This window comes from Streptomyces yerevanensis, assembly GCF_000716805.1.
In the GTDB taxonomy this organism is placed as follows: Bacteria; Actinomycetota; Actinomycetes; order Streptomycetales; family Streptomycetaceae; genus Streptomyces; species Streptomyces flaveus.
This window is the reverse complement of the sequence record NZ_JNWJ01000013.1, coordinates 40,065-64,231: the sequence shown is the minus strand read 5'-3', so window position 1 is coordinate 64,231 and position 24,167 is coordinate 40,065. Positions and strand designations below refer to the sequence as shown.

Annotated in this window: 22 protein-coding genes; 3 read left to right on the top strand and 19 right to left on the bottom strand. The window is 70.9% G+C overall.

The features are described from left to right. Positions 1 to 72 precede the first annotated feature (72 nt). The 13 genes from OP79_RS15800 to OP79_RS15740 all read right to left on the bottom strand — a co-directional run bounded on the left by OP79_RS15800 (position 73) and on the right by OP79_RS15740 (position 13,671). On the bottom strand, positions 73 to 432 hold the full coding sequence (locus tag OP79_RS15800; RefSeq protein WP_033320840.1) for an MmcQ/YjbR family DNA-binding protein: 360 nt from the start codon (positions 430 to 432) through the stop codon (positions 73 to 75). Beyond that, entirely contained in the window at positions 429 to 1,736 is a 1,308-nt protein-coding gene (locus tag OP79_RS15795) for a hemolysin family protein (protein ID WP_033320839.1), read from the bottom strand. The genes OP79_RS15800 and OP79_RS15795 overlap by 4 nt, the downstream gene beginning before the upstream one ends. Continuing rightward, entirely contained in the window at positions 1,733 to 2,230 is a 498-nt protein-coding gene (ybeY, locus tag OP79_RS15790) for an rRNA maturation RNase YbeY (RefSeq protein ID WP_033320838.1), read from the bottom strand. The genes OP79_RS15795 and ybeY overlap by 4 nt, the downstream gene beginning before the upstream one ends. Before the next feature lie 13 nt (positions 2,231 to 2,243). Further along, positions 2,244 to 3,296 (bottom strand): PhoH family protein, encoded by a 1,053-nt coding sequence (locus OP79_RS15785; RefSeq protein WP_033320837.1) that lies wholly within the window; start codon positions 3,294 to 3,296, stop codon positions 2,244 to 2,246. A 155-nt stretch (positions 3,297 to 3,451) separates the two neighbouring features. Then, positions 3,452 to 4,564: a carbohydrate kinase family protein gene (locus tag OP79_RS15780; RefSeq protein WP_033320836.1), complete on the bottom strand. Its 1,113-nt coding sequence runs from the start codon at positions 4,562 to 4,564 to the stop codon at positions 3,452 to 3,454. Between the two features lie 108 nt (positions 4,565 to 4,672). Further along, on the bottom strand, positions 4,673 to 5,665 hold the full coding sequence (locus OP79_RS15775) for an adenosine deaminase (protein ID WP_033320835.1): 993 nt from the start codon (positions 5,663 to 5,665) through the stop codon (positions 4,673 to 4,675). A gap of 20 nt (positions 5,666 to 5,685) precedes the next feature. Beyond that, positions 5,686 to 6,591: a ribonuclease Z gene (locus OP79_RS15770; RefSeq protein ID WP_033320834.1), complete on the bottom strand. Its 906-nt coding sequence runs from the start codon at positions 6,589 to 6,591 to the stop codon at positions 5,686 to 5,688. Positions 6,592 to 6,607: 16 nt separating this feature from the next. Beyond that, positions 6,608 to 6,961: a histidine triad nucleotide-binding protein gene (locus tag OP79_RS15765; RefSeq protein ID WP_033320833.1), complete on the bottom strand. Its 354-nt coding sequence runs from the start codon at positions 6,959 to 6,961 to the stop codon at positions 6,608 to 6,610. Between the two features lie 109 nt (positions 6,962 to 7,070). After that, complete coding sequence (locus tag OP79_RS15760; protein WP_483855333.1) at positions 7,071 to 10,370, bottom strand: S41 family peptidase; 3,300 nt, start codon at positions 10,368 to 10,370, stop codon at positions 7,071 to 7,073. A 242-nt stretch (positions 10,371 to 10,612) separates the two neighbouring features. Further along, on the bottom strand, positions 10,613 to 11,008 hold the full coding sequence (locus tag OP79_RS15755) for a nuclear transport factor 2 family protein (RefSeq protein WP_051744697.1): 396 nt from the start codon (positions 11,006 to 11,008) through the stop codon (positions 10,613 to 10,615). Positions 11,009 to 11,132: 124 nt separating this feature from the next. Then, positions 11,133 to 11,975 (bottom strand): helix-turn-helix domain-containing protein, encoded by an 843-nt coding sequence (locus OP79_RS15750; RefSeq protein WP_033320832.1) that lies wholly within the window; start codon positions 11,973 to 11,975, stop codon positions 11,133 to 11,135. A gap of 177 nt (positions 11,976 to 12,152) precedes the next feature. After that, positions 12,153 to 13,061: a GlxA family transcriptional regulator gene (locus OP79_RS15745; RefSeq protein WP_033320831.1), complete on the bottom strand. Its 909-nt coding sequence runs from the start codon at positions 13,059 to 13,061 to the stop codon at positions 12,153 to 12,155. Positions 13,062 to 13,071: 10 nt separating this feature from the next. Beyond that, on the bottom strand, positions 13,072 to 13,671 hold the full coding sequence (locus OP79_RS15740) for a cysteine hydrolase family protein (RefSeq protein WP_033320830.1): 600 nt from the start codon (positions 13,669 to 13,671) through the stop codon (positions 13,072 to 13,074). Between the two features lie 76 nt (positions 13,672 to 13,747). Here OP79_RS15740 and OP79_RS57000 point away from each other — a divergent pair, with 76 nt between their 5' ends. Next, a complete protein-coding gene (locus tag OP79_RS57000; protein WP_051744688.1) occupies positions 13,748 to 14,101 on the top strand; it encodes a hypothetical protein in 354 nt (117 codons plus the stop codon). Positions 14,102 to 14,348: 247 nt separating this feature from the next. On the opposite strand, the gene OP79_RS15730 is transcribed toward OP79_RS57000, so the two are convergent. The 4 genes from OP79_RS15730 to hrcA form a co-directional block, all read right to left on the bottom strand. Continuing rightward, positions 14,349 to 15,095 carry a 16S rRNA (uracil(1498)-N(3))-methyltransferase gene (locus OP79_RS15730; protein WP_033320829.1) on the bottom strand — a complete coding sequence of 249 codons (747 nt, stop codon included), beginning with the start codon at positions 15,093 to 15,095 and terminating at the stop codon, positions 14,349 to 14,351. Continuing rightward, complete coding sequence (locus OP79_RS15725) at positions 15,095 to 16,177, bottom strand: nitronate monooxygenase (protein ID WP_033320828.1); 1,083 nt, start codon at positions 16,175 to 16,177, stop codon at positions 15,095 to 15,097. The genes OP79_RS15730 and OP79_RS15725 overlap by 1 nt, the downstream gene beginning before the upstream one ends. Before the next feature lie 283 nt (positions 16,178 to 16,460). Then, a complete protein-coding gene (dnaJ, locus tag OP79_RS15720) occupies positions 16,461 to 17,597 on the bottom strand; it encodes a molecular chaperone DnaJ (protein WP_033320827.1) in 1,137 nt (378 codons plus the stop codon). Beyond that, positions 17,598 to 18,614, bottom strand: coding sequence for a heat-inducible transcriptional repressor HrcA (gene hrcA / locus OP79_RS15715; RefSeq protein ID WP_033320927.1), 1,017 nt, complete (start codon positions 18,612 to 18,614; stop codon positions 17,598 to 17,600). A gap of 226 nt (positions 18,615 to 18,840) precedes the next feature. On the opposite strand from hrcA, the gene OP79_RS15710 reads away from it, so the two are divergent. Together OP79_RS15710 and OP79_RS15705 are read left to right on the top strand one after the other, a co-directional pair. Then, positions 18,841 to 19,578: an MBL fold metallo-hydrolase gene (locus OP79_RS15710; RefSeq protein ID WP_033320926.1), complete on the top strand. Its 738-nt coding sequence runs from the start codon at positions 18,841 to 18,843 to the stop codon at positions 19,576 to 19,578. Between the two features lie 28 nt (positions 19,579 to 19,606). Then, on the top strand, positions 19,607 to 20,410 hold the full coding sequence (locus OP79_RS15705; RefSeq protein WP_033320925.1) for a DUF3097 domain-containing protein: 804 nt from the start codon (positions 19,607 to 19,609) through the stop codon (positions 20,408 to 20,410). 428 nt (positions 20,411 to 20,838) lie between these two features. Here the strand turns inward: OP79_RS15705 and hemW are convergent, their stop codons facing one another. Next, positions 20,839 to 22,071 (bottom strand): radical SAM family heme chaperone HemW, encoded by a 1,233-nt coding sequence (hemW, locus tag OP79_RS15700; RefSeq protein WP_033320826.1) that lies wholly within the window; start codon positions 22,069 to 22,071, stop codon positions 20,839 to 20,841. 36 nt (positions 22,072 to 22,107) lie between these two features. Then, positions 22,108 to 24,027, bottom strand: coding sequence for an ATP-binding SpoIIE family protein phosphatase (locus tag OP79_RS15695; RefSeq protein WP_245685339.1), 1,920 nt, complete (start codon positions 24,025 to 24,027; stop codon positions 22,108 to 22,110). Between the last annotated feature and the right edge of the window lie 140 nt (positions 24,028 to 24,167).

Here is a 24,167-nt window from a genome sequence, read left to right as displayed (position 1 = left end):
CAGCGCTCTCGTGACGGCGCCGTTCGCGCCGTCCGAGTGCCCGCAACTCGGGTGGTCATCCAGGCGAGATCCTCAGGGACGGTCCAGGCGGAGCCGCTCGGCACGCGGCAGACCAGCCACCACCAGGTCGTACGAGTCCTCGATCAGCTCCCGTACGAGCCGGTCCGGGAGCTCCCCGTCCACCGTGACCGTGTTCCAGTGCCGCTTGTTCATGTGCCAGCCGGGGATGATCAGCCCGGGGTACTCGCCCCGCAGACGAATCGCGTCCTCCGGGGCGCACTTGAGGTTCACGGTGAGAGGGCGGGCGTCCAGGCTCGTCAGCGCGAACAGCTTGCCCAGCACCTTGAAGACGGACAACTCCGGGTTGAACGGGAAGTCCTCCACCGCCGCGTTGAAGGACAGGCAGAAGGTACGCAGTTCCTGAGGGGTCACTCCGGCTTCTTCTCCTCCTCCGGCGGCTCTGCCGGACCCATCGGCTCCACCAGCACGGTCACGATCTTGTTCCGGCGGCCCGCCGCGGTCTCCGCGGTGAGCCGCAGCCCGCGCTCGTCCGGCAGCGACACCACCGACGAGGCACCCGCGATCGGCACCCGCCCCAGCGCCTTGGCCAGCAGCCCGCCCACCGTCTCCACATCCTCGTCGTCGTACGCCTCGAAGCCGTACAGCTCACCGAGGTCGCCGATGTCCAGGCGGGCCGTCACGCGGTAGCGGTCGTCGCCGAGGTTCTCGACCGGCGGCAGTTCACGGTCGTACTCGTCCGTGATCTCGCCGACGATCTCCTCCAGGATGTCCTCGATGGTGACGATGCCGGCCGTGCCGCCGTACTCGTCGATGACGACGGCGACGTGATTGCGGTGCTGCTGCATCTCGCGCAGCAGATCGCCCGCGTTCTTCGTGTCCGGTACGAAGGCCGCAGGCCGCATCGCCGTCGAGACGAGCTCGCTCTCCGCGTCCCGACTGATGTGCGTCTTACGGGCCAGATCCTTCAGATACACGATCCCCACGACGTCGTCCTCGCTCTCCCCGGTGACGGGGATACGCGAGAAACCCGACCGCAGCGCCAGCGTCAGCGCCTGCCGGATCGTCTTGTAACGCTCGATGACCACCAGGTCCGTACGCGGCACCATCACCTCCCGCACGAGCGTGTCGCCCAGTTCGAAGACGGAGTGCACCATCCGGCGCTCATCGTCCTCGATGAGCGACTCCTTCTCGGCGAGGTCGACCAGGGCGCGCAACTCGGCCTCGGAGGCGAACGGGCCGCGGCGGAAGCCCTTGCCGGGCGTCAGCGCGTTGCCGATGAGGATCAGCAGGGGCGGGATCGGGCCCATGACACGCGCCAGGGGCAGCAGGATGTACGCCGCCGCCGTCGCCGTGTTCAGCGGATGCTGGCGGCCGATCGTGCGCGGGGAGACCCCGACCGCGACATACGAGACGAGGACCATCACGCCGATCGCGATCGACAGGGCCTCCCAGGTCTCGTCGAACTCCATCAGGCAGGCGTACGTGACGAGCGCCGCGGCGGCCATCTCGCAGGCGACGCGCACCAGCAGCGCGACGTTCAGATAGCGGGTCGGGTCCGCGGCGACCTGGGCCAGCTTGGCGCTGCCGCGGCGGCCGGACCGTACGGCCTCCTCCGCGCGGAAACTGGAGACGCGCGCCAGACCCGCCTCCGCGCAGGCGGCGAGCCAGGCCACGACGACCAGCGCTGTCGCGCCGAGAACGATCTGGGGGTTCATGACACGGTCGGGGCCGGGGACGGGCCGGTCAGGCCCTTCTCCGCGCGCCAGCCGTCCACGATGGCGGCCTGCAGACCGAACATCTCGGTCTTCTCGTTCGCCTGCTCATGGTCGTAACCGAGCAGATGCAGCACCCCATGCACCGTGAGGAGCTGAAGCTCCTCGTCCATGGAGTGCTGCGTCGCCGCCTCCTTGCCCTGCCGCTCGGCGACCTCGGGGCAGAGCACGATGTCACCGAGCAGCCCCTGCGGCGGCTCGTCGCCGTCCTTCGACGGCGGACGCAGCTCGTCCATCGGGAAGGACATCACGTCCGTCGGTCCCGGCAGCTCCATCCACTGGATATGGAGCTGCTCCATGGCATCGGCGTCCACGACGATCACCGAGAGCTCGGAGAGCGGGTGGATACGCATCCGCGCGAGCGCGTAACGGGCGATGTCGAGGATCGCCTGCTCGTCGACCTCGGTTCCGGACTCGTTGTTGACGTCGATCGACATGATCGGGCTTGGTCTACTTCCGTTTGTCACGGCCCTTGTGAGAGCCGTTCTGCGTGCCGTTCTCGCTGTCGTACTTCTCGTACGCGTCGACGATACGGCCGACCAGCTTGTGCCGTACGACATCCTGCGACGACAGCCGCGAGAAGTGGACGTCGTCGAGTCCCTCCAGGATCTCCTGGACCTGACGCAGACCGGACTTCGTGCCCGCCGGGAGGTCGACCTGCGTGACGTCACCGGTGATCACGATCTTCGAGTCGAAGCCAAGCCGGGTGAGGAACATCTTCATCTGCTCGGCGCTCGTGTTCTGGGCCTCGTCCAGGATGATGAAGGCGTCATTCAAGGTGCGACCACGCATGTATGCGAGGGGCGCCACCTCTATCGTCCCCGCCGCCATCAACCGCGGAATCGAGTCCGGGTCCAGCATGTCGTGCAGCGCGTCGTAGAGGGGGCGCAGGTACGGGTCGATCTTCTCGTACAGCGTGCCGGGCAGGAAGCCGAGCCGCTCGCCCGCCTCTACCGCCGGGCGGGTCAGGATGATGCGGTTGACCTGCTTGGACTGGAGGGCCTGGACCGCCTTGGCCATGGCGAGGTAGGTCTTGCCGGTGCCCGCGGGGCCGATGCCGAAGACGACGGTGTGCTTGTCGATGGCGTCGACGTACCGCTTCTGGTTGAGGGTCTTGGGGCGGATCGTGCGGCCGCGCGAGGACAGGATGTTCTGGGTGAGCACCTCGGCCGGGGTCTCCTCCGGGCCGTTGCCGTCCTCACTTGCCCTCAGCATGGCGATCGAGCGTTCCACCGCGTCCTCCGTCATCGGCTGTCCGGTGCGGAGCACCAGCATCATCTCGTCGAACAGGCGCTGGACGAGGGCCACCTCGCGGGCGTCGCCGACCGCGCTGATCTCGTTGCCCCGGACGTGGATGTCGGCCGCCGGGAAGGCCTTCTCGATCACGCGCAGGAGGGCGTCTCCTGAGCCCAGCACGGTCACCATGGGGTGCTTGGGCGGAACGGTGAACTGCGCTTTCGCTTGGCCCTGGACGGGGCTGTGCGCTGTGGGTGTGTCAGTCATGGGCCGGCTCGTAGGCCTTGCTCGTCCTCCTCGGCAGGGTCCGCAGTCGGTGGACTGCCTTTGCACTGCCCAGGGTACGTCGGAGCACTGACAACGCCGTAGGCGTTTTCGAGGGCCGTTACCGGAGGGGTATGGGACGGGGATCCGCGCCGCCCTCACGCCGACGTACGGAACCCAATCGTCGGCACCGCCCGCCGCAGTGGCCAGGGCCTGGCGTCCTCCGGGAGCAGTGCCTCCAGGAAGGCATACCGTCTGAGCGCGGCCGGGTCCTGGTCGTCGTACGACTGGACTCGGCGCCACCAGGCGGCGATCTCGGTCCAGCCGGGGGCGGAGAGGGAGCCACCGAACTCCTGGACGGAGAGGGCGGCCGTGAGGCCGGCGAAGGCGAGGCGGTCGGCGAGGGGCCAGCCGGCCAGGGTGCCGGTGACGAAGCCGGCCACGAAGACGTCGCCGGCGCCGGTGGGGTCGAGGGCCTCGACGGCGATGGCGGGGACGTCGGCGGTCTCTCCGGTGCGGCCGTCGACGGCGTACGCGCCTTCCGCGCCGAGGGTGACGACGGCGAGCGGTACGTGGTCGGTGAGGGCGCGGGCGGCGGCGCGGGGGCAGGGGGTGCGCGTGTAGCGCATGGCCTCCTCGGCGTTCGGCAGGAAGGCCTCGCAGTGCTCCAGGTCGGGGAGGGCGGCGAGGTCCCAGCGGCCGGTGTCGTCCCAGCCGACGTCGGCGAAGATCCTGGCTCCCTTGCGCGCGGCTTGCGCGATCCAGGGCGCGCGTGTGCCCGGCGTCAGGGAGGCGATGGCGGCACGCGCGCGTGGCGGGCAGTCGGGCGCCGGCTCCTCCGGGGGCGGTTCGTGGCCGTGGCTGACCATGGTCCGCTCGCCCTCGTACGCCATGGAGACGGTGACCGGGGAGTGCCAGTGGGGCACCGTGCGTGACGTGGACAGGTCGATGTGCTCGCCCTGTTCCAGGGCGTCCCAGCAGTACTCCCCGTAGTGGTCGTCCCCGAAGGCAGCCGCCAGGGAGGTCTTCAGGCCGAGGCGGGCCAGCGCGGTCGCCATGTTGGCGACGCCTCCGGGGCTCGAGCCCATGCCGCGCGCCCAGGACTCGGTGCCGCGTACGGGGGCGGAGTCGAGCCCGGTGAAGATGATGTCCAGGAAGACGGTGCCCGTGAGGTAGACGTCCCAGGGCGGGTCGCCGGGTGTGCGCAGCCCGGCGAGCGGATCGACGTCGGCGTGGCGGCGGTACGGGCCCTCTCCGTGGGGCGTGGTCACGGTGCGCTCCCCTGAGGTGGTGCGATTTCCAGCCAGTGTGCACCACAGCACTGACAGCCGCCCTTGCGGCAGCGGGCGCACCCCGCGCACTTACGCCCCCTACGTCCGCTACTCGAACGCGTAAGCGTCCACCTCGGCGAGGTACCGTCCCCGCCGCTCCTCGTCATGCTCGAGGAACGACGCGAGGAACGAGTTCCGCGCCAGTTCCCGCAGCCGATCGTGCGAGAGCCCCAGCGTCTCGTGCACGGCGTGGAAGTTGTCGTCGACGTAGCCGCCGAAGTACGCGGGATCGTCGGAGTTGACCGTGCACAGCAGCCCGGCGTCGAGCATCGCGGGCAGCGGATGTTCCGCCAGGGTGTCGACGGCTCGCAGCCGTACGTTCGACAGGGGACAGACCGTCAGCGGCACCCGCTCCCGTACGAGCCGCTCGACCAGCGCCGGGTCCTCCATGCAGCTCAGCCCGTGGTCGATCCGCTCGGCGCCGAGTACGTCGAGTGCCTCGGTGATGTACGCGGGCGGCCCCTCCTCCCCCGCGTGGGCGACCCGCCGCAGCCCGAGCGCGGCGGCGGCCTCGTACACCTCGCGGAACTTCCCCGGCGGATGCCCGACCTCGGCGGAGTCGAGGCCGACGCCGACGATCCGGTCGAGATACGGCCCGGCGGCGTCCAGGGTCCGCATCGCGGACTCGGCGGACTCGTCCCGCAGGAAGCACATGATCAGCTGCGTGGAGACACCATGCACGGCCTGGCTCCGGCCGAGGGCCCGCCAGAGCCCTTCCACCACCGTCCCCATGTCGACGCCGCGTGCGAGGTGCGCCTGCGGATCGAAGAAGATCTCCGCATGCCGCACTCCCTGCGCCGCGGCCCGCGCGAGATAGGCGTCGGCCAGCTCCTCGAAGTCCCGCTCGGTCCGGAGTCCGGCCATCAGCTCGTAGTAAAGATGCAGGAAGGACTGGAGGTCGCTGAACTGGTACGCCTTGCGGAGCTCTTCCGTATCGGCGTACGGCAGCTCGACGCCGTTGCGCGCGGCGAGCGCGAGGGCCAGCTCGGGTTCGAGGGTGCCTTCGATGTGCACGTGCAGTTCGGCTTTGGGCAGGGGCATTCAGGCATCGTACGACCGGGTCACCGGCGTTTCGGAAGCGGTACCCGCAGCAGATCGTGCGCCACCGTCAGCTCCCCTTCGAACCCGGCGGCCCGCGCCTGCCGCTCGAATTCATCGGGGTCGTCGTACCGCTGGCTGAAGTGCGTCAGCACGAGATGCCGTACGCCCGCGTCCCGGGCGACACCACCCGCCTGACCGGCGGTCAAGTGGCCGTGTTCGACGGCGAGTTCGATGTCCGCGTCGAGGAACGTCGACTCGATGACGAGCATGTCGGCCCCCTCCGCGAGCGCGTACACGCCGTCGCACAGCCGGGTGTCCATGACGAATGCGAACCGCTGCCCCCGCCGCACCACGCTCACGTCCTCCAACGTGACATCGCCCAGCGCCCCCTCCCGCTGGATCCGCCCCACGTCCGGCCCTTTGATCCCGTACGAGGCGAGCCGCTCGGGCAGCATCCGCCGCCCGTCGGGTTCGACTAGCCGGTAGCCGTACGACTCGACGGGGTGGGCCAGCTTGCGGGCTTCCAGGGTGTACGCCTTCGAGGCCGTGAGTACGCCGTCGGCGGCGACCGGTGCTTCGGTGAGCTGGACGCTCTCGCGGTAGGCGGTGGCGTACCGCAGCCGTTCGAAGAAGTGCCGCCCTGAGCGCGGATAGTGGGCGGTGATCTCGTGCGGCACCCGGTCGAGGTTGATGCGCTGGATCACTCCGGCGAGGCCGAGCGAGTGGTCGCCGTGGAAGTGCGTGACGCAGATCCGGTGCAGGTCATGGGCCGCGACCCCGGCACGCAGCATCTGCCGCTGCGTGCCCTCGCCGGGGTCGAAGAGCAGCCCCTCCCCGTCCCAGCGCAGCAGATAGCCGTTGTGGTTGCGGTGTCGGGTGGGGACCTGGCTGGCGGTGCCGAGGACCACCAATTCGCGTACGGACACGGTGAGTTGTCCCGGCCTATCCCGGCGGCCACTGCATGCCGCGGCCGCCCAGGACGTGGGCGTGCACGTGCCAGACGGTCTGGCCCGCACCGCTTCCGGTGTTGAAGACGACGCGGTAACTGTCCAGCTTCTCGTCAGCCGCGACCTCACCGGCCTCGCGCACCACGTCGGCGAGGGCCGCGGGGTCGCCGGCGGCGAGCGAGGCGGCGTCCCGGTAGTGGACCTTCGGGATCACCAGGACATGTGTGGGCGCCTGCGGGTTGATGTCCCGGAAGGCAACAGTCGTCTCCGTCTCACGGACGACGGTCGCCGGCACCTTCCCTGCGACGATCTTGCAGAACAGACAGTCGTCCTGCGGTTCCCCTGTCATGCGCGGCCTCCTCACGCTGGATGATCGTTACGTCGGCATCGTAGCGACCGGCGGGGGCGGGCAGGATGCCCGCGGCCCGGCCGTAAGCCCCTCGTCATTCACTCCGGACTCACTCCCCCGGCAAAGGCGGAGCCGTCTTCGCCGGGTTCTCCGTCAGCGCCGCCAGCGCGATACGGATCGCCTCGTCCAGTTGGACGTCGCGTCCCGCCGCGTAGTCCTGTGGCGCCTGGATCACCTCGACGTCCGGATCGACGCCGTGGTTCTCCACGCCCCACTCGTAACCCTCGAGCCAGAACGCGTACTTGGGCTGGGTGACGAGCGTGCCGTCGACGAGGCGGTAGCGGCTGTCGATGCCTACGACGCCGCCCCAGGTGCGCGTGCCCACCACCGGTCCGATGCCGAGCGCCTTGATCGCCGCGTTGACGATGTCGCCGTCCGAGCCGGAGAACTCGTTGGCGACGGCGACGACCGGGCCGCGCGGCGCGTCCTCGGGGTAGCTGTACGGGCGCATTCCGCGCGGCAGGTCCCAGCCGACGATGCGCCTCGCGAGCTTTTCGACGACGAGCTGGGACGTATGGCCGCCGCGGTTCTCGCGGAGGTCGACGACCAGGCCCTCCTTGGCGACCTCGATCCGCAGGTCGCGGTGGAGCTGCGCCCAGCCGGAGCCGACCATGTCGGGCACGTGGAGGTAGCCGAGCCGGCCCTCGGACTTCTCGTGGACGTACGCACGCCGGTCGGCCACCCACGCGTGGTAGCGCAGCGGCTCCTCGTCGGAGATGGGGACGACCACGGCGTGGCGTGGATCGCCGCCGCCGGACGGGGAGATGGTCAGCTCGACCGGCTTTCCGGCCGTACCGACGAGCAGCGGGCCCGGTCCGGTCACCGGGTCGACCGGCCGCCCGGAGACGGCGACGATCGCGTCGCCGGCGCGCACCGCGACGCCGGGCGCGGCGAGCGGTGCCTGTGCGTCCGGGTCGGAGGTCTCCGACGGCAGGATCCGGTCGATACGCCAACTGCCGTCCTCGTGACGGGAGATGTCCGCGCCGAGCAGCCCCTGCCGCTCCCCGCTGCCGAAGCCGCCGCGCGGAGTGACGTAAGCGTGGGAGGTGCCGAGCTCGCCCTGCACCTCCCACAGCAGGTCCACCAGGTCGTCGTGCGCGGCAACCCGGTCGAGCACCGGCCGGTAGCGGTCGAGTACGCCGTCCCAGTCGACCCCGCCGAGGTCGGGACGCCAGAAGTTGTCGCGCATGAGGCGGCCGGCCTCGTCGTACATCTGCCGCCACTCTGCGGCCGGGTCGACGCTCTGGCGGACCCGCGACAGGTCGACGGTGATGTTGGTGTCGCTCTCGTCGTCGTTCGAGGCGCGCCGGTCGCTCGGTACGACCTTGAGCTTGCTGTCGGTCCACAGCAGGATCCGCTTGCCGTCGCCGGTGACCGCGAAGCGGTCGGCGTCCGAGGCGAGATGCTCGATGCGCTGCTGCACGAGGTCGTAGCGCTCGAGGTCGGTCTTCGGGTCCGGGTCGTCCGGGGTGGCGCGGGAGGCGCCGAGTACGCCGATCACCGGGTGGCGCAGCCACAGCAGCCCGTCCTTGGCAGCGCGCAGCTGCGAGTAGCGGGCGGCCTCGACCGGGAACGGCACGATGCGGTCGGCGAGTCCGTCCAGGTCGATACGGGTCGTCGGGGCGCCCTCGCTGTCGGGCGTCTCCTCCTTGTCGGGGGCGTCGAAGGGACGGCCGTGCCGCTGCGGCCCGAAGGGGGACGGGGTGGTGGCGGCGAGCGTGATCAGGTGCGGCCGCGAACCGCCGACGAAGGCCAGGTCGAAGACGTGCTCGTCGTAGACCGGGTCGAAGGAGCGGGCCGACAGGAAGGCGAGGTGTTTGCCGTCCAGCGTGAACGCGGGCGCGTAGTCCCGGAAACGGAGCGGGGTCGCCTCGGTCACCGACAGGTCGGCGGTGTTGGCGAGCTTGAGCTGGCGCAGCGGGCGCGGGCCGGGATGCGACCAGGCGAGCCAGGCCGAGTCGGGCGAGAACACGAGCCCGGAGACGTCGCCGTCATCGCTGCGGTCGACCTCCCGTACCTCTCCCGTCTCCCGCTCGACGAGCAGCACCCGCCCGTCGTGCGAGGCCACGGCGGCCCGGCTGCCGTCGGGCGCCACCGCGAGCCCGAGCACCCTGCCCAGCTGCCCGGCGGCGAGCCGGCGCGGTGTCGCACCGGGTGCGGCTCCGGTGGCGGGCGCGAACTCCAGCGCGTCCTCGCCCTCCGCGTCCGTCACCCACACCACGTGCTCCTCGCCGTCCACGCGGAACGTACGCGGCAGCCGGGCCCGTACGCCCTGCTCGGCGGCCAGTGCCCGGGCGGGCCCCGAACGGTGGGTGACCCAGTGGACGGCGCCGCGCACGGCGATCGCGCTGCCGCGTCCGGTGTGGTCGGGGGCGCCCGCGCCGAACCAGCGGGCCGCGTTCACGGGGTGCGGCTGCAGATCGACGCGCTGCCCGCCGAGCCGGATGTCGAGCCGCCGCGGCTCGGCCCCGTCCAGGTCGTCGAGGATCCACAGCTCACCGGCGGACGCGTACACGACGCGCGTCCCGTCGGTCGCCGCGTGCCGGGCATAAAACCCTCCCCCACTCTCGGCTTCGCTCGAGCGGGAGGTGCCCCCACCTGCCGTGTGCCGCCGCAGATCCGACCCGTCGGCGAGGGAGGAGTACACGGCCCCCACACCCTCGTGGTCGGAGAGGAAGACGACCCGGTCCCCGACCCACGACGGGTACTCGATGTTCCCGTCCAGGTCGGCATGCAGCCGTACGAACTCACCGTCGCCCTCGCGATCGATCCACAGCTTGCCCGCCGTGCCGCCTCGGTACCGCTTCCACCAGGCGGCCTCGCGGCCCATGGGCGCGGAGATCAGGACGATGCCGTCGCCGGGTCCGTGGGCGACGCCGCCGACAGGCCCGTACGGAAGGGTGGTTGCGGGACCGCCGTCGAGCGGTACGGCCCGCGCCCAGCTGCGCCGCAGGCTGGCCTGCCCGTAGGTGCTGAGCGCGAGGACCTGGCCGTCCGGGGTCCAGCCGCGTACCTGGGTCCGCCAACTGCCCCAGTGCGTAAGGCGCTTGGAGGGGCCGCCGTCGATGGGGGCGATGTGCACCTCGGGGGCGCCGTCGCGGGTGGACGTCCAGGCCAGGGTCGTACCGTCCGGGGAGATGCGCGGATGGTTCACAGGGACGTTGTCGGCGCTGACTCGCCAGGCGCGACCGCCGTCGAGGGGCGCGACCCAGACGTCGTCCTCGGCGGTGAAGGTGATCAACTCGCCGTGGAGATGCGGATACCGGAGATACGTCGCAGACGCCGAGGACGTGGCGGACTCCGAGGACGCAGCGGAGGCATGGGATGCAGCGGATGCGGTCTGTGTCACCCGATCACCCTATGCAGCGGTCCTTCCTCCGGCCAGAGCTTTGGATCACTTCCCCGGTTGGCAGGAGCAGGTGGGGCTCGGGTGCACGGTGACGGTGGTGGTCACGGTGACCGTGACGGTGGGCCCGGACTGCTCGTGCGGCGGGGTGGTCCCGTGGTCATCAGGCGGCGTCGTCTCGTGGTCGACGGGCGGGGTGGAGCCGTGATTGTGCCTCCCCCGAATTTCGGGGGAGGCACACGTGGCTATCCATCTGCTTCAGTGGCGTCCTCGACGTTGTCCAGGTAGAACCGCACCGATGCCAGCTTTCCGTCGCGGAGGCGATGGATGGCCGCACCACGAGCCAGGTACGGCATTCCGGTCTGGGTGTTCCCGCGGATCTCCCACTCGCTCCAGATCTGGTCGTCGTCCACAACGGACTGCAGGACAGTCCCCACGAGGTCCGGAACGTGCGCGAAGAGTCCGCCCCAGTTCTTCCGGACGGTCTCGCGACCGACGAAATTCCGCTGGGGATGGAGTGGAAGCTCCGAGACGAAGTCCTCGGTGAAGCAGTCGACAAATGCGTCCAAGTCGTGCGCGTTCATGGCCTTTTCCATGCGCTGCAGGATTTCCGTACCGCTCACCGAGTTCTCCGTCTTCATCAATGGGGGAATTGCACTGTGAGAAGCCCGGTCGGCTCCTGGCTTGCGCCTTGGCGACGCCGACCGGCTCTCCTTGTCGATCAAGGATGGCAACGGGTCTGCGGGCTTAGCCTGGGCCAAACTGTCACACCTTTGACGTCGGCCCGCGCCCTGAACCGCCGACGAGTTCCCTGAGCCGCTCGGCGTCGTCGGAACCCGGCTGTGCAGTGAAGATCATGGCCCGCAGGTCGCTGTCACGAACCGCCAACAGGTCGCAGTCCAGGGCGATGTCACCTGCCTCGGGATGGCTGAGTACGGAACGGTCATCCTGGTGGGTAACGGCCCCCGCCCTGCTCCACAAAGTGGAGAACGAAGCACTCGTGCTCCGCAGCTCGTCGATCAGGGCGGCGAGAGTGTCGTCCGCGGGGTAGCGCAGTGACGCGGTCCGAAGCTCCGCCGCCAGCATCGCTTCGAACCTGGCTGCCTGTTCGGCAGACCTGCGGACGCGACCGGAATCCGGATGGAAGACCCGCCACGCGAGGTTCCGATCCCAGGTGTGTGACGTCTGTTCTCCGCACTGCAGCGCCTCCCATGCGCTGTTCCAGGCGACCACCGTCCACGACGCATCGCAGATGCACACCGGCGTGCCCTCAAGACGTTCAAGCAGCCGTCGCGCGCCCGGACCTGTGTCACGAGGGACCGGTCCGTCAGCGGGGGCGTGCCCCGCCAGCGCACAGAAATACTCGTACTCGGCCCGGTCCACGCGTAACGCCCGGGCGAGGGAGTTCACGACACTGGCCGAGGGGTGGCTCCAGCCCTGCTCCAGCCGCCTGATGTAGTCCGCCGAGACGCCGGCCAGGTCGGCAAGTTCCTCTCTGCGCAGTCCGCGAGTGCGACGTCGGCCCCCTGCGGTGAGGGCAACCGCGGCAGGGCCGGTACTTTCACGCCGCGCCCGAAGTGCGGCACCGAAGAGATTGTGTTGCCTCATGGACCGAGTGTGGCTCACGAACGCTGCGCCACAGTACGGCGGTTGGCGCGTCCGGCTCGAAGCCCGGGGCTCGCGGTGCCCAGCGCGGGTGACGGGGTGATCGGGTGGCCCACATACGCAGGGCCGGGGCACAAGGGGGCGTCCCCACGCCTGAAGGGGAGCCACCCACTGACGCAGTCAGGCCGTGCGGGCGCGGAGGCGGCGCAGCATGCGGGGGTCCTCGAAGCCGACCGAGCGGGCGGCGGCGTCGATCGTCGCGCCGTGGCTGATGAGGTGTTGGGCGCGTTCGAGGCGGAGTGTCTGCTGGTAGCGCAGTGGGGTGAGCCCGATGGCACGGGTGAAGAGGCGGGTGAGGGTGCGTTCGCTGACGCCGACGGCCGAGGCCAGGGTGGGCAGCGGGAGTCGTTGGTCGAAGCGGGCGTCGATGAGGTCCTGGGCACGGTGCACGGTGTCGTCGAGGTGGGAGCGATGGCGGAACATCGCGCTGGACTGCGGCTCATGGCCGTTGCGGCGGGCGTAGACGACCATGTTCCGGGCCACCCGGGCGGCGACGGCCGGGCCGTGCCGGGTCGCGACCAGGTGCAGGGCCAGATCGATGCCGCTGGCGATTCCGGCCGAGGTGATCACCCGGTCGTCGGCGGTGAACAGGACGTCGCGGACGACCACCGCCCTGGGGTGGCGCAGGGCCAGCTCGTCCTGCACGTCGTGGTGGGTGGTGCAGTGGCGGCCGTCGAGCAGGCCGGCCCGGCCGAGCGCCTCGGCTCCGGCGCAGACGCTGGCCACCGTCCCGCCCCTGGCGTGGTGGTCCCGGAGGACTTGCAGGGAGGCGGCGCCGATGGCGGGGGCGTCGGCCAGGGTGACTGCCCGCCAGCCGGGCACCACGATCAGATCCTCGGGTCCGAGCTCGGGCCAGTCCAGCCCGGCCACCAGCGGCAGCCCCTGGGCGGTGGGGACCTGTGGCTGCTCGGCGACGTAGGTGAGCGTGTAGGGGTGCCCGAAGTCGGCGGCCGTGGAGAAGACCTGCGCGGGACCGGCCAGGTCCAGCAAGTGCACTCCGGGCACCAGGAGGAAGACGACGTGGCTCACGATTCGGTCATCATGCCCGAGGTTCTGCCGCTGCCTCCATCTGGTCGACCGTCGCGATGGTGGCGAAGCGTCCGGCGAGGGCGTACTCGGTGCGCTTGATGACGTCTTCGGCGGGCAGCGTGCGGGGGTCGGCCAGCAGTTCGGCGACGCTCTGGTCGGCGGGTGCGTCGCGGTGCGGGATGGGGTTGGTCGCGGTCGCGTCGGTGACGAAGGTGACCTGGTAGCCGAGGTCGCTCGCGACGCGGGTGGTGGTCTCCACGCACTGCTCGGTGCGGATGCCGCAGACGGTGAGCTCGCGGATGCCGCGCTCGGTGAGGAGTTGCTGCAGGTTGGTGGTGGTGAAGGCGTTGTGCGAGGTCTTGTGGATCAGCGGCTCGCCATCCGCTCGCTCCAGCTCCTCCATCAGCCGGACATGGCCGACGGCCGGGTCGAAGACATCGCCGGTGCCGGGCGCGGTGTGCAGTACCCACACCACCAGGTCCCCGACCTGACGGGCGAGCCGGACCAGGCGGTTCACCTGGTCGGCGATCTTGGGGTCGGAGATGGTCGCCCACAGCGGACGGGCGCGGAAGGACTCCTGGACATCGATGACGATCAGTGCTCGGGTCATGTCCCCGAGTCTGGGCCGCGCTGGCGGGGCGGCGACAGGCCACATCGGGTCCGGCACCGGACCGATCCGGTCATTGGTGTCAGGTGACCTGGACCGCCGGACGCAGCAGGTGCGGCGGGCCAGCCGGCCCTCGGGCGGCTCGAAGAACTTCACCCAGTGCGAGCAGATCTCGATGAGCGCCGACGGCCGTAAGGTCGCTTATCCGGAGGGCTACTCGGGGCCGAGCGACAACGATCAGGGCGACATCCTGGTGTACGACCGGGTGACCGGGCAGACGGTGCAGGCCAATGGCACCCACGACGGCGTCCCGGCCGGCAGATCGGCGATCGCTCCGGTACTGAGCGCCGACGGCTCCAAGGTCGGCTTCAACTCGGTGGCCACCAACCTGGTCCACAGCAGCGACCTCAACGGGAACACCAGCACCTCCTGAAACGCCTTCGTACGTGATCTGCGCGCCGGCCACGAAGAGCTCCTGTCACCAGGACAGGACGGCAATCCCGTCACGGTGGGGTGAGCGGCCCTGAGCGCCGACGAGTCGACGGCCGTCTTCGACTCGTACTACCCGGGCCTGGTGCCTGACGACACGAACCATCGGGGACGTGTTCGTCCGCACGTTGCGCTAAGCCGCTGGCTCCATGGGCGGGGGCAGGGGCGTCGGGGGCGAGAGCCCCCCGCCCTCAGGACCACCGCCCCGTACGCCCCAGCAGCAGCGCCGTCGCCGCCGTGCCCGCCGTCGACGTACGCAGCACACTGCGCCCCAGCCGGTACGCCCTCGCGCCCGACTGAGCGAAGACCTCCAACTCCTCGGGAGACACGCCCCCTTCGGGCCCCACCACGAGCACGATCGAGCCGGAGGTGGGGAGTTCGGCGGTGGCGAGCGGCTCGCTCGGGTGGGCACGGTCCTCGTGCAACACCGCCGCGAAGTCCGCCGTAGTGAGAAGTGCGGCGACCTGCTTGGTCGTCATCGCGTCCGCGACCTGCGGGAAACGCACCCGGCGCGACTGTTTGCCCGCCTCCCTCGCCGTCGCCCGCCACTTGGCGAGGGCCTTGAGGCCACGGTCGCCCTTCCACTGTGTGATGCAGCGGGCGGCGGACCAGGGGACGATCTCGTCGACGCCCGTCTCCGTCATCGTCTCGACGGCGAGTTCGCCCCGGTCGCCCTTGGGGAGGGCCTGGACGACGGTGATACGGGGCGTCGGCTCCGGCTCCTCGTGGAGCTCGTGGAGTTCGGCGACCACCAGCCGGTCCTTGCCCTCGGCCGACTTCACCACGCCTTCCGACCAGTGCCCGCACCCGTCCGTCAGCACCACGTCCTCGCCCGGCCGGAGCCGCTTGACGGACACGGCGTGCCGCCCCTCGGGGCCGTCGAGGACGAACTCCGGGCCGACCGGCACGGCGTCCACCACGAACACCGGCGCGGTCATCAGGCGGCACCCCCGCCGGGCAGCGCCGCCAAGGCGGACTTCGCCGCGACCAGTTCGTCCGCGAGCACCTCGACCAGCTGCTGCGCTGGCAGATCGCGGGCGAGCCGGTGCCCCTGCCCCGCCCACAGCGCCATCCCCTGCGCGTCCCCCGCCTTGGCCGCCGCCTTGCGCAGACCGGAGGTGAGGTGGTGGATCTGGGGGTATGCGGCGGGGGCGTACGGGCCGTGCTCGCGCATGAAGCGGTTCACCAGGCCGCGGGCCGGGCGGCCGGAGAAGGCGCGCGTCAGCTCCGTACGTACGAAGAGGGGGTTGGTGAGCGCCTGCTTGTGCAGGGCGTTGGCGCCGGACTCGTGTGTGGCGAGGAAGGCCGTGCCGAGCTGAGCGGCGGTGGCGCCCGCGGCGAGCACGGCGGCGATCTGGCTGCCGCGCATGATGCCGCCGGCCGCGACGATCGGGATCTGCACGGCCTCGCGGACCTGCGCGATCAGGGAGAGCAGTCCGATGCCGGCGCCGTCCGTCTCGGGGTTGTCGCGGTGGGTGCCCTGGTGGCCGCCCGCCTCCACGCCCTGCACGATCACCGCGCCGGCGCCTGCCCGCTGCACGGACTGCGCCTCGTCGACGGTGGTCGCGGTGACCATGGTGAACGTGCCGGCGCGGGCGAGGGAGTCCAGGACCTCGCGGGTGGGGCAGCCGAAGTGGAAGGAGACGATCGGCACCGGGTTGTCGAGGAGTACGGCGAGTTTGGCGTCGTAGCCGTCGTCGCGTCCGCTGTCGGGGTCGCCCAGCTTGGTCTCGTACCAGGCGGACTCGCCGGCGAGCTGGTTGGCGTAGACCTCGACGGCGGCGGGGTCGGCGTACTCGGGCTGCGGCATGAAGAGGTTCACGCCGAAGGGCCGGTTCGTCGCCCCGCGCAGCTGCTTGATCTCCTGGTACATGCCGTCGGCCGTTTTGTAGCCGGCGGCGAGAAAACCGAGCCCCCCTGCCCCGGACACGGCCGCGGCGAGCTGCGGCACGGAGACGCCGCCCGCCATCGGGGCCTGCACGATCGGTAGGGGGAAAAGATCGGTCAGCGCGGAGGACATGACGGCATGTTGTCACGTCCTCCGAAGAGGACCGAATCCGGCCTTCCCACCGGCATACGCCACCGGAATGGGCACCGGTCAGCACGTACGGCGAAGCCCTCCGGGCACGAGAACAAGCCCCGGTCGACCAGCCCGCCGCCCGGCGTCAGCGACCGTTGAAGGCATCCTTCAACCGCGAGAACAGCCCCTGCTGCCCCGGCTGACTGTGCTCACCCGGGGGCCGCTGCATCCCATTGCCGCTGCGCGGCGGGGCCGGACCCCCGGCCGACCGGCCCGCCCACCGTCAGCGCCCGTTGAACGCGTCCTTGAGGCGCGAGAACAACCCCTGCTGCCCCGGCTGGAACTGCCCCGTAGGCCGTTCCTCCCCCCGCAGCTTCGCCAGCTCGCGCAGCAGCCGCTCCTGCTCCACGTCCAGCTTGCTCGGAGTCTGGACCTCGACGTGCACGATGAGGTCGCCGCGACCGCCGCCGCGCAGATGCGTGACACCGCGGCCGTGCAGCGGGATCGACTGGCCGGACTGGGTGCCGGGGCGGATGTCGATCTCCTCCATGCCGTCGAGCGTCTCCAGCGGGACCTTCGTGCCGAGCGACGCCGCGGTCATCGGGAGGGTGACCGTGCAGTGCAGATCGTCGCCGCGGCGCTGGAAGGCGGGGTGCGGGACCTCGTGGATCTCGACGTAGAGGTCACCGGCGGGCCCGCCACCGGGGCCGACCTCGCCCTCTCCGGCGAGCTGGATCCGCGTGCCGTTGTCGACACCGGCCGGGATCTTCACGGTCAGGGTCCGGCGGGAGCGTACGCGTCCGTCGCCCGCGCACTCCGGGCACGGGTTCGGTACTACCGTGCCGAAGCCCTGGCACTGCGGGCAGGGCCGGGACGTCATGACCTGGCCGAGGAAGGACCGCGTGACCTGCGAGACCTCACCGCGGCCGCGGCACATGTCACACGTCTGGGCCGAGGTACCCGGAGCCGCGCCCTCGCCGCTGCACGTGGTGCAGACGATGGCCGTGTCGACCTGGATGTCCTTCGTCGTCCCGAAGGCCGCCTCGTCGAGCTCGATGTCCAGACGGATCATCGCGTCCTGGCCGCGACGGGTGCGCGAGCGCGGGCCGCGCTGGGACGCCGTACCGAAGAACGCGTCCATGATGTCCGAGAAGTTCCCGAACCCGCCCGCGCCGAATCCGCCCGCGCCACCGCCGCCCGCCTGGGACAGCGGGTCGCCGCCGAGGTCGTAGACCTGCTTCTTCTGCGGGTCCGACAACACCTCGTACGCGGCGTTGATCTCCTTGAACCGCTCCTGCGTCTTCGGATCGGGATTGACGTCCGGATGCAGCTCGCGGGCGAGTCTCCGGAAGGCCTTCTTGATCTCGTCCTGTGACGCGTCGCGGCGCACGCCGAGTACGGCGTAGTAGTCCGTGGCCACTTACGACTCCGCCAGGATCTGTCCGACGTACCGTGCCACCGCTCGTACCGCTCCCATCGTTCCCGGGTAATCCATGCGGGTCGGTCCGACCACGCCGAGTTTGGCTACTGCCTCGCCGCCCGAACCGTAACCGACAGAGACGACCGACGTGGAGTTGAGTCCCTCATAGGCGTTCTCATGACCGATCCGCACCGTCATGCCCGAATCGCTTGCCTCACCAAGGAGTTTGAGCAGGACGACCTGCTCCTCCAATGCTTCCAGAACGGGCCGGATCGTGAGGGGAAAGTCATGTCCGAAGCGGGTGAGATTGGCGGTGCCGCCGATCATCAGCCGCTCCTCGGTCTCCTCGACGAGCGTCTCCAGAAGGGTGGAGAGCACCGTCGAGACCGTGCCGCGGTCCTCGGCCTCGAAGGCCTCCGGCAGGTCCTGCACCAGCTGCGGGACGTCCGTGAACCGGCGGCCCGCGACCCGGCTGTTGAGCCGCGCGCGTAGATCCGCCAGAGACGTCTCCCCGAACGGCGCCGGGCAGTCGACCATGCGCTGCTCGACCCGTCCCGTGTCCGTGATCAGTACGAGCATGACGCGGGCCGGAGCCAGCGACAGCAGCTCCACATGCCGCACCGTCGAACGCGTCAGCGACGGATACTGCACAACCGCCACCTGCCGGGTGAGCTGCGCCAGCAGCCGTACGGTCCGCCCCACCACGTCGTCGAGATCGACGGCGCCGTCGAGGAAGTTCTGGATCGCCCGTCGCTCGGGCGCCGTCATCGGCTTGACGCCCGCGAGTTTGTCGACGAAGAGGCGGTAGCCCTTGTCCGTGGGGATGCGTCCGGCGCTGGTGTGTGGCTGCGCGATGTAGCCCTCGTCCTCCAGCGCCGCCATGTCGTTGCGCACGGTCGCCGGGGAGACTCCGAGGTTGTGCCGCTCGGTGAGTGCCTTGGAACCCACCGGCTCTTCCGTGCCCACGTAGTCCTGGACGATGGCGCGGAGCACTTCGAGCCTGCGTTCACTGAGCATCGCGCACACCTCCAGCTGGTCTTTCCCGTGGTCGTCGCCTGTCTTCGGTTGGCACTCATCGCGCACGAGTGCCAGCATCCCGGCTCAAGTGTACGGCCGTGGGGTGGCGCCCCGGCAAGGGCGGACCTGAGCCGCTGATCCGAGGTGTACGGGCATGTCCTGCTCTGTCGGGGACATACAGCTAGCGTCGTTGCATGACGGTGACTTGGGAAGAGGCTGCGGGGTGCTGAACACGGTCTGGGCAGCTGCGGGGTGGGAGGAGCTGGCCCCCGGAGCCGGGCGGTGCCGTCTTCCCGTGTGGGACTGCACGGTCGGTCTTGTCGTGGGCGAGGGCGCGGCGCTCATGATCGACGCCGGTTCGAGCGTGCGGGAGGGCGTGCGGCTGCGTACGGAGGCGCAACGGCTCCTCGGAGGCGGCAGGGTCACCCATCTCGCGCTCACGCATCCCCACTTCGACCATGTCCTCGGGGCGGCGGCGTTCGCGGGGGCCGAGGTGTTCGGCGCGGTGGGCGTGGACCGAGTGCTCGTTCACGACCGCGAAGAGCTGCGCGCGGACGCCGTACGCCACGGCGCCGATCCGCTCGAGGCGGCCGAGGCGGCGGATCTCCTCGTCCGGCCGCGGCACCTGGTGTCCGGCGAGTGGACCCTGGATCTGGGCGGCGGCCGGCAGGTCCTGCTGGCGAACGTGGGCCCCGGCCATACGCCCCACGATCTGGCGGTCCTGGTCCCCGGCCCGCCCGGGGCGGAGGGCCCGGAGGTCGTCTTCTGCGGCGACCTGGTCGAGGAGTCCGGCGAACCCCAGGCCGGCTCCGACGCCGTACCGTCCCACTGGCCCGCGGCCCTGGACCGCCTGCTGTCCCTGGGCGGCGAGGACGCGGTGTACGTCCCCGGGCACGGCGCCGCGGTGGACGCGGGCTTCGTCCGGGCCCAACGGGACGCGCTGGCAAGGCGTTTCGGGGTGTGATGAAGGTCGTATGGGTATCGTCTGCCGAATGCGCCAGTACTCACCGGATCTGACCCCTCCCTGGAAGAAGTCCCAGCCCGTACCAGAGGTCGCGGCCGAGCCCGGCCTGGTCGTCGAGGAACCCGGCACCGGCTTCTGCGGCGCCGTGATCCGCTGCGAGGCGGCCACGGTCACGCTGGAGGACCGCTTCGGCAAACACCGCGTGTTCCCGCTGGAGCCGCGCGGCTTCCTGCTGGAGGGCCGGGTGGTGACGCTCGTACGTCCGTCGTCGGCGCCGGCACGTCCTACCCGTACGGCATCCGGCTCGGTGGCCGTCCCCGGCGCCCGCGCCCGCGTCGCCCGTGCCGGGCGCATCTACGTGGAGGGCCGACACGACGCGGAACTGGTCGAGAAGGTGTGGGGCGACGACCTGCGCATCGAGGGCGTGGTCGTGGAGTACCTGGAGGGCATCGACGACCTTCCGTCGATCGTCGAGGGCTTCGCCCCTGGTCCCGACGCCCGCCTGGGCGTCCTGGTCGACCACCTGGTGCCGGGCAGCAAGGAGTCGCGTATCGCGGAGGCGGTGACGAGTGAGTACGCGTTGGTGGTGGGCCATCCGTACATCGACGTCTGGGAGGCGGTGAAGCCGTCGTCGGTGGGGATTGCGGGCTGGCCTCGTGTCCCGCACGGGCAGGACTGGAAGACGGGGGTGTGCCGGGCGCTGGGGTGGCCGGAGAACACGGGGGCGGCGTGGGGGCGGATCCTTGGCTCGGTGCGCTCGTACCGGGATCTGGAGCCGGCGCTGCTGGGGCGGGTGGAGGAACTGATCGACTTTGTCACGGCGCCGGAGTGACGGCTGCGTGCAGCGGGATTCGCCCCCGCCGCCCTTACCCGTCCCATGCCAAGGGGCTCCGCCCCTGGACCCCGCTGGGGGCTGCGCCCCCAGACCCCGCGTCGGCCTGAACGGCCTCGTCCTCAAGCGCCGGACGGGCTGGTTGGTGCGGGACTGGGCTGCAAAGTTCCGCCTGGGTAGCGGAACCCGCTTGGGCAGCCGAACCCCAGCTGCGGAAATCAGCCCAGGTCCGCGCAAAATCAGCCCCTCCGGCGTTTGAGGAGCGGGGGTCCGGGGGCCGGCCCCCGGAAACGGGGTCCGGGGCGGAGCCCCGAAGGGGGTCTGGGGGCGCAGCCCTCAGCGGGGTCCAGGGGCAGCGCCCCTGGCGGGGATCCGGGGCGAAGCCCCGAGGATGGGACGGGTAAGGGCGGCGGGGGCGAAACCAACCCTCAGTCCACCAGATCCCGCACCACCGCATCCGCCAGCAACCTCCCCCGCAGCGTAAGAACAGCCCGCCCCTCCCCATACGGCCCCGTCTCCAGCAGCCCCTCGGCCAGCGCCCGCCGAGACGCCGCGAGCCCGTCCGGCCTCAGCAAGGACAACGGGCACCCCTCCCGGAGCCGCAGCTCCAACAGGATCCGCTCCACGCGGCGGTCCTCCTCGGAGAGGAGCTCGCGCCCGGCGCCGGGCGACCTGCCCGCCGCCAAGGCGCCCGCATACGCCCCCGGATGCTTCACGTTCCACCACCGCACACCCCCCACATGGCTGTGCGCCCCCGGCCCGGCCCCCCACCAGTCGGCCCCCCGCCAGTACAGCTCGTTGTGCAGACACCGCCCCGCCCCGGACGTGGCCCAGTTCGACACCTCGTACCAGTCGAACCCCGCCCCCGCCAGCACCTCGTCCGCGATCAGGTACCGGTCCGCGTGGACGTCGTCGTCCGTCATCGGGACCTCACCCCGCCGGATCCGGCGCGCCAGCTGCGTCCCTTCCTCAACGATCAACGCGTACGCCGACACATGGTCAGGGCCGGCCCCCAGAGCCGCCTCCAACGACGCCCGCCAGTCGTCGTCCGACTCCCCCGGCGTCCCGTAGATCAGGTCCAGGTTCACATGCTCGAACCCCGCCGCACGCGCCTCGGCGACGCACGCCTCGGGACGCCCGGGCGTATGCGTACGGTCCAGCACCTTCAGCACATGCTGCCGGGCACTCTGCATCCCGAACGAGACCCGGTTGAAGCCTCCGGCCCGCAGTGCGGCCAGATACGCCGGATCCACCGACTCCGGGTTCGCCTCCGTCGTGATCTCCGCATCCTCCGCGAGCCCGAACTCCTCCCGGATCGCCCCCAGCATCCGTACGAGATCATCGGCGGCCAGCAGCGTGGGCGTACCGCCGCCGACGAAGACCGTGCGCACCGGACGGGGGTCGTCGCCCAGGACCTTGCGAGCCAACCGAATTTCGTCGATCAGGGTCGAGGCGTAGTTGTCGCGGGAGGCGAGGACGCCCCCGCTGCCTCGCAGCTCGGTCGCGGTGTACGTGTTGAAGTCGCAGTAGCCGCAGCGCGTCGCGCAGTACGGCACGTGCAGATAGAACCCGAGGGGGCGCGAGGCCGCGCCCGCCAGGGCGTGCGCGGGGAGCGTCCCGTCGTGGGGGACGGGTTCACCGTCGGGAAGTGCGGAAGGCATGCCTTCCATTGTCCAGCACCGCCGACAGTCCCCGGCCTACTCCGCCTGCAGCACCAGCAGCGCGAGATCGTCCTCCGGCGGTTTCGACCCGAACTCGTGCACCAGACGCCGGACCCGCTCCGCGATCAGCTCGGCGCTCAGCCCCGCACAGCTGCTGAGGACGGTGGCGAGACCGTCGGAGTCGTCGAACTGGTGGGTCCCGCTGCGCCGCTCCGTCACCCCGTCCGTGACGCACAGGAGGCTGTCGCCGGGGCGCAGCTCGAAGCTGTCGCTGGTGTACGTCGCGTCCTCGAAGACGCCGAGGAGCGTCTGCGGCTGGGCCACCTCGGTCAGCACCGAGCCGCAGGGTTCCAGAACCAGCGGCAGCGGATGCCCGGCGGAGGCGAGGGTGCAGTGCACACCGCCGTCGTAGGGGACCAGCTCGCCGTACAGCAGGGAGAGGAACCGGTTCTGCGGCCCCTCGTCGGCAAGGCCGGAGCCGCCGGCCGCCACCAGGGAACGGGCGGCGGCGTCCGCGGCCTCGGTCGCGTCGTCGAGGAGCAGCTGGTTGAGACGGTCGAGGACGTCGGGCACCTCGTAGCCCTCGCGGGCGAGCAGCCGCAGCCAGGGCCGGGCCAGACCGATGACCACCGCGGCCTCGGGACCCTTGCCCTGGACGTCGCCGAGCGCGAAGCACCAGCGTCCGTCCCCGGCCGGGAACAGGTCGTAGAAGTCACCGCTCGGCCCGCCCTTGTCGCACGGTTCGTACACGAGCGCGCTGCGTACGCCCGGTATTTCGGCGACCGCCCCGGGCAGCAGGCCACGCTGCAGTACGCGGCTGATGGTGGCCTGGCGCGCGTACTGCCGGGCCGCACCGACGGCGAGCGAGACCCGGCGGCTGAGGTCCTCGACGAGCCCGGTGATCTCGTCGGGGAAACGGACGAGTCCGGCCCGCCCGATGACGAGTGTGCCGAGCGGCCGGCCGCCCGCGATCAGCCGGTACGCGAGTGCCGTCCCGCTCTCCGCGCCCGCACCGAGCGCTTGGCCGGGCCAGGGCACGGTGACGGGGCTGGAGCCCGCCGAGTCGGGCACGCGCGGCGGATCCTTCTCAAGGAACAGGCGCAGTTCCTCGATGCGGTTCTCGCTGCCGTGCCAGACGCGGGCGAGCCGTTGCCCGCCGACCAGGCCCCAGTCGGACCGGCCCGGCGCCTCGTCCTCCAGCCACACCGCGCACCAGTCGGCGAGCCGTGGCACGAGCAGTTGCCCGGTGAGTGCGGCGACCAGGTCCTCGTCGAGCTGTCCGGCGAGCAGGTCGGAGGCCTCGGCGAGGAAGCAGAGGGCGCCGCGGTTGAGCCATTCCCGGTCCTGCAGCGGTACGCCGCGCCGGGGCGCGGGGGTGAGGATCTCGGCGGCCCGCACCCCGCGCAGCAGGGCGTGTTCACCGGCGTACGCCTCTGGCTCGGCCGTCTCCTCGACGGGCGCCACCTCGTCGACGGGTAGCCGCGCCCACACCATCTTGGTGCCGGTGCGGTAGGTGATGCCCCAGGACTCGGCGAGCGCGGAGACGAGCCGCAGACCACGCCCGTACTCGAGGGTGTCGGACGATCGTTCTACGCCGTCGTCGCGCACCACGCGCGCGGGGTGGTGGTCGGCGACCTCGATGACGAGCACACCGGCCGGCCCCCCGCCGGCGTCCTCAGTGGTCTCGGCGGCCTCGGCGGACTCGATGCGCGTCTGAAGGTCCACGTCCGTGCCGGCGTGCACGACCGCGTTGGTGACGAGTTCGCTGACCACCACCACGGCGTCGTTGACCAGCCGGTCGGTGATGAACTCGACGCCGGGAAGGGCGAGTTCGGTCCACTCCGCGAGGGCGGTGCGGACGAAGCGGCGGGCGGCTCCCGGCGCGAGAGGGTTGCCCGGCAGCGACGTACGCGCGGTCGGGCGCGGGCGCTCAGGCGTAACAGGAGCACGAGACATGGCATCCCGTCGCGTTGGTGTGGCCCCCACTGTGCGGCTCCCTGAGCAGTTGGACGAATAGGCCTCAGGCGGCATCGACAGAGTGACAGACTGGCCCGGCCCATAAGCGCCGAGTTACCGAAGTGGGCTCGCATGAGTGA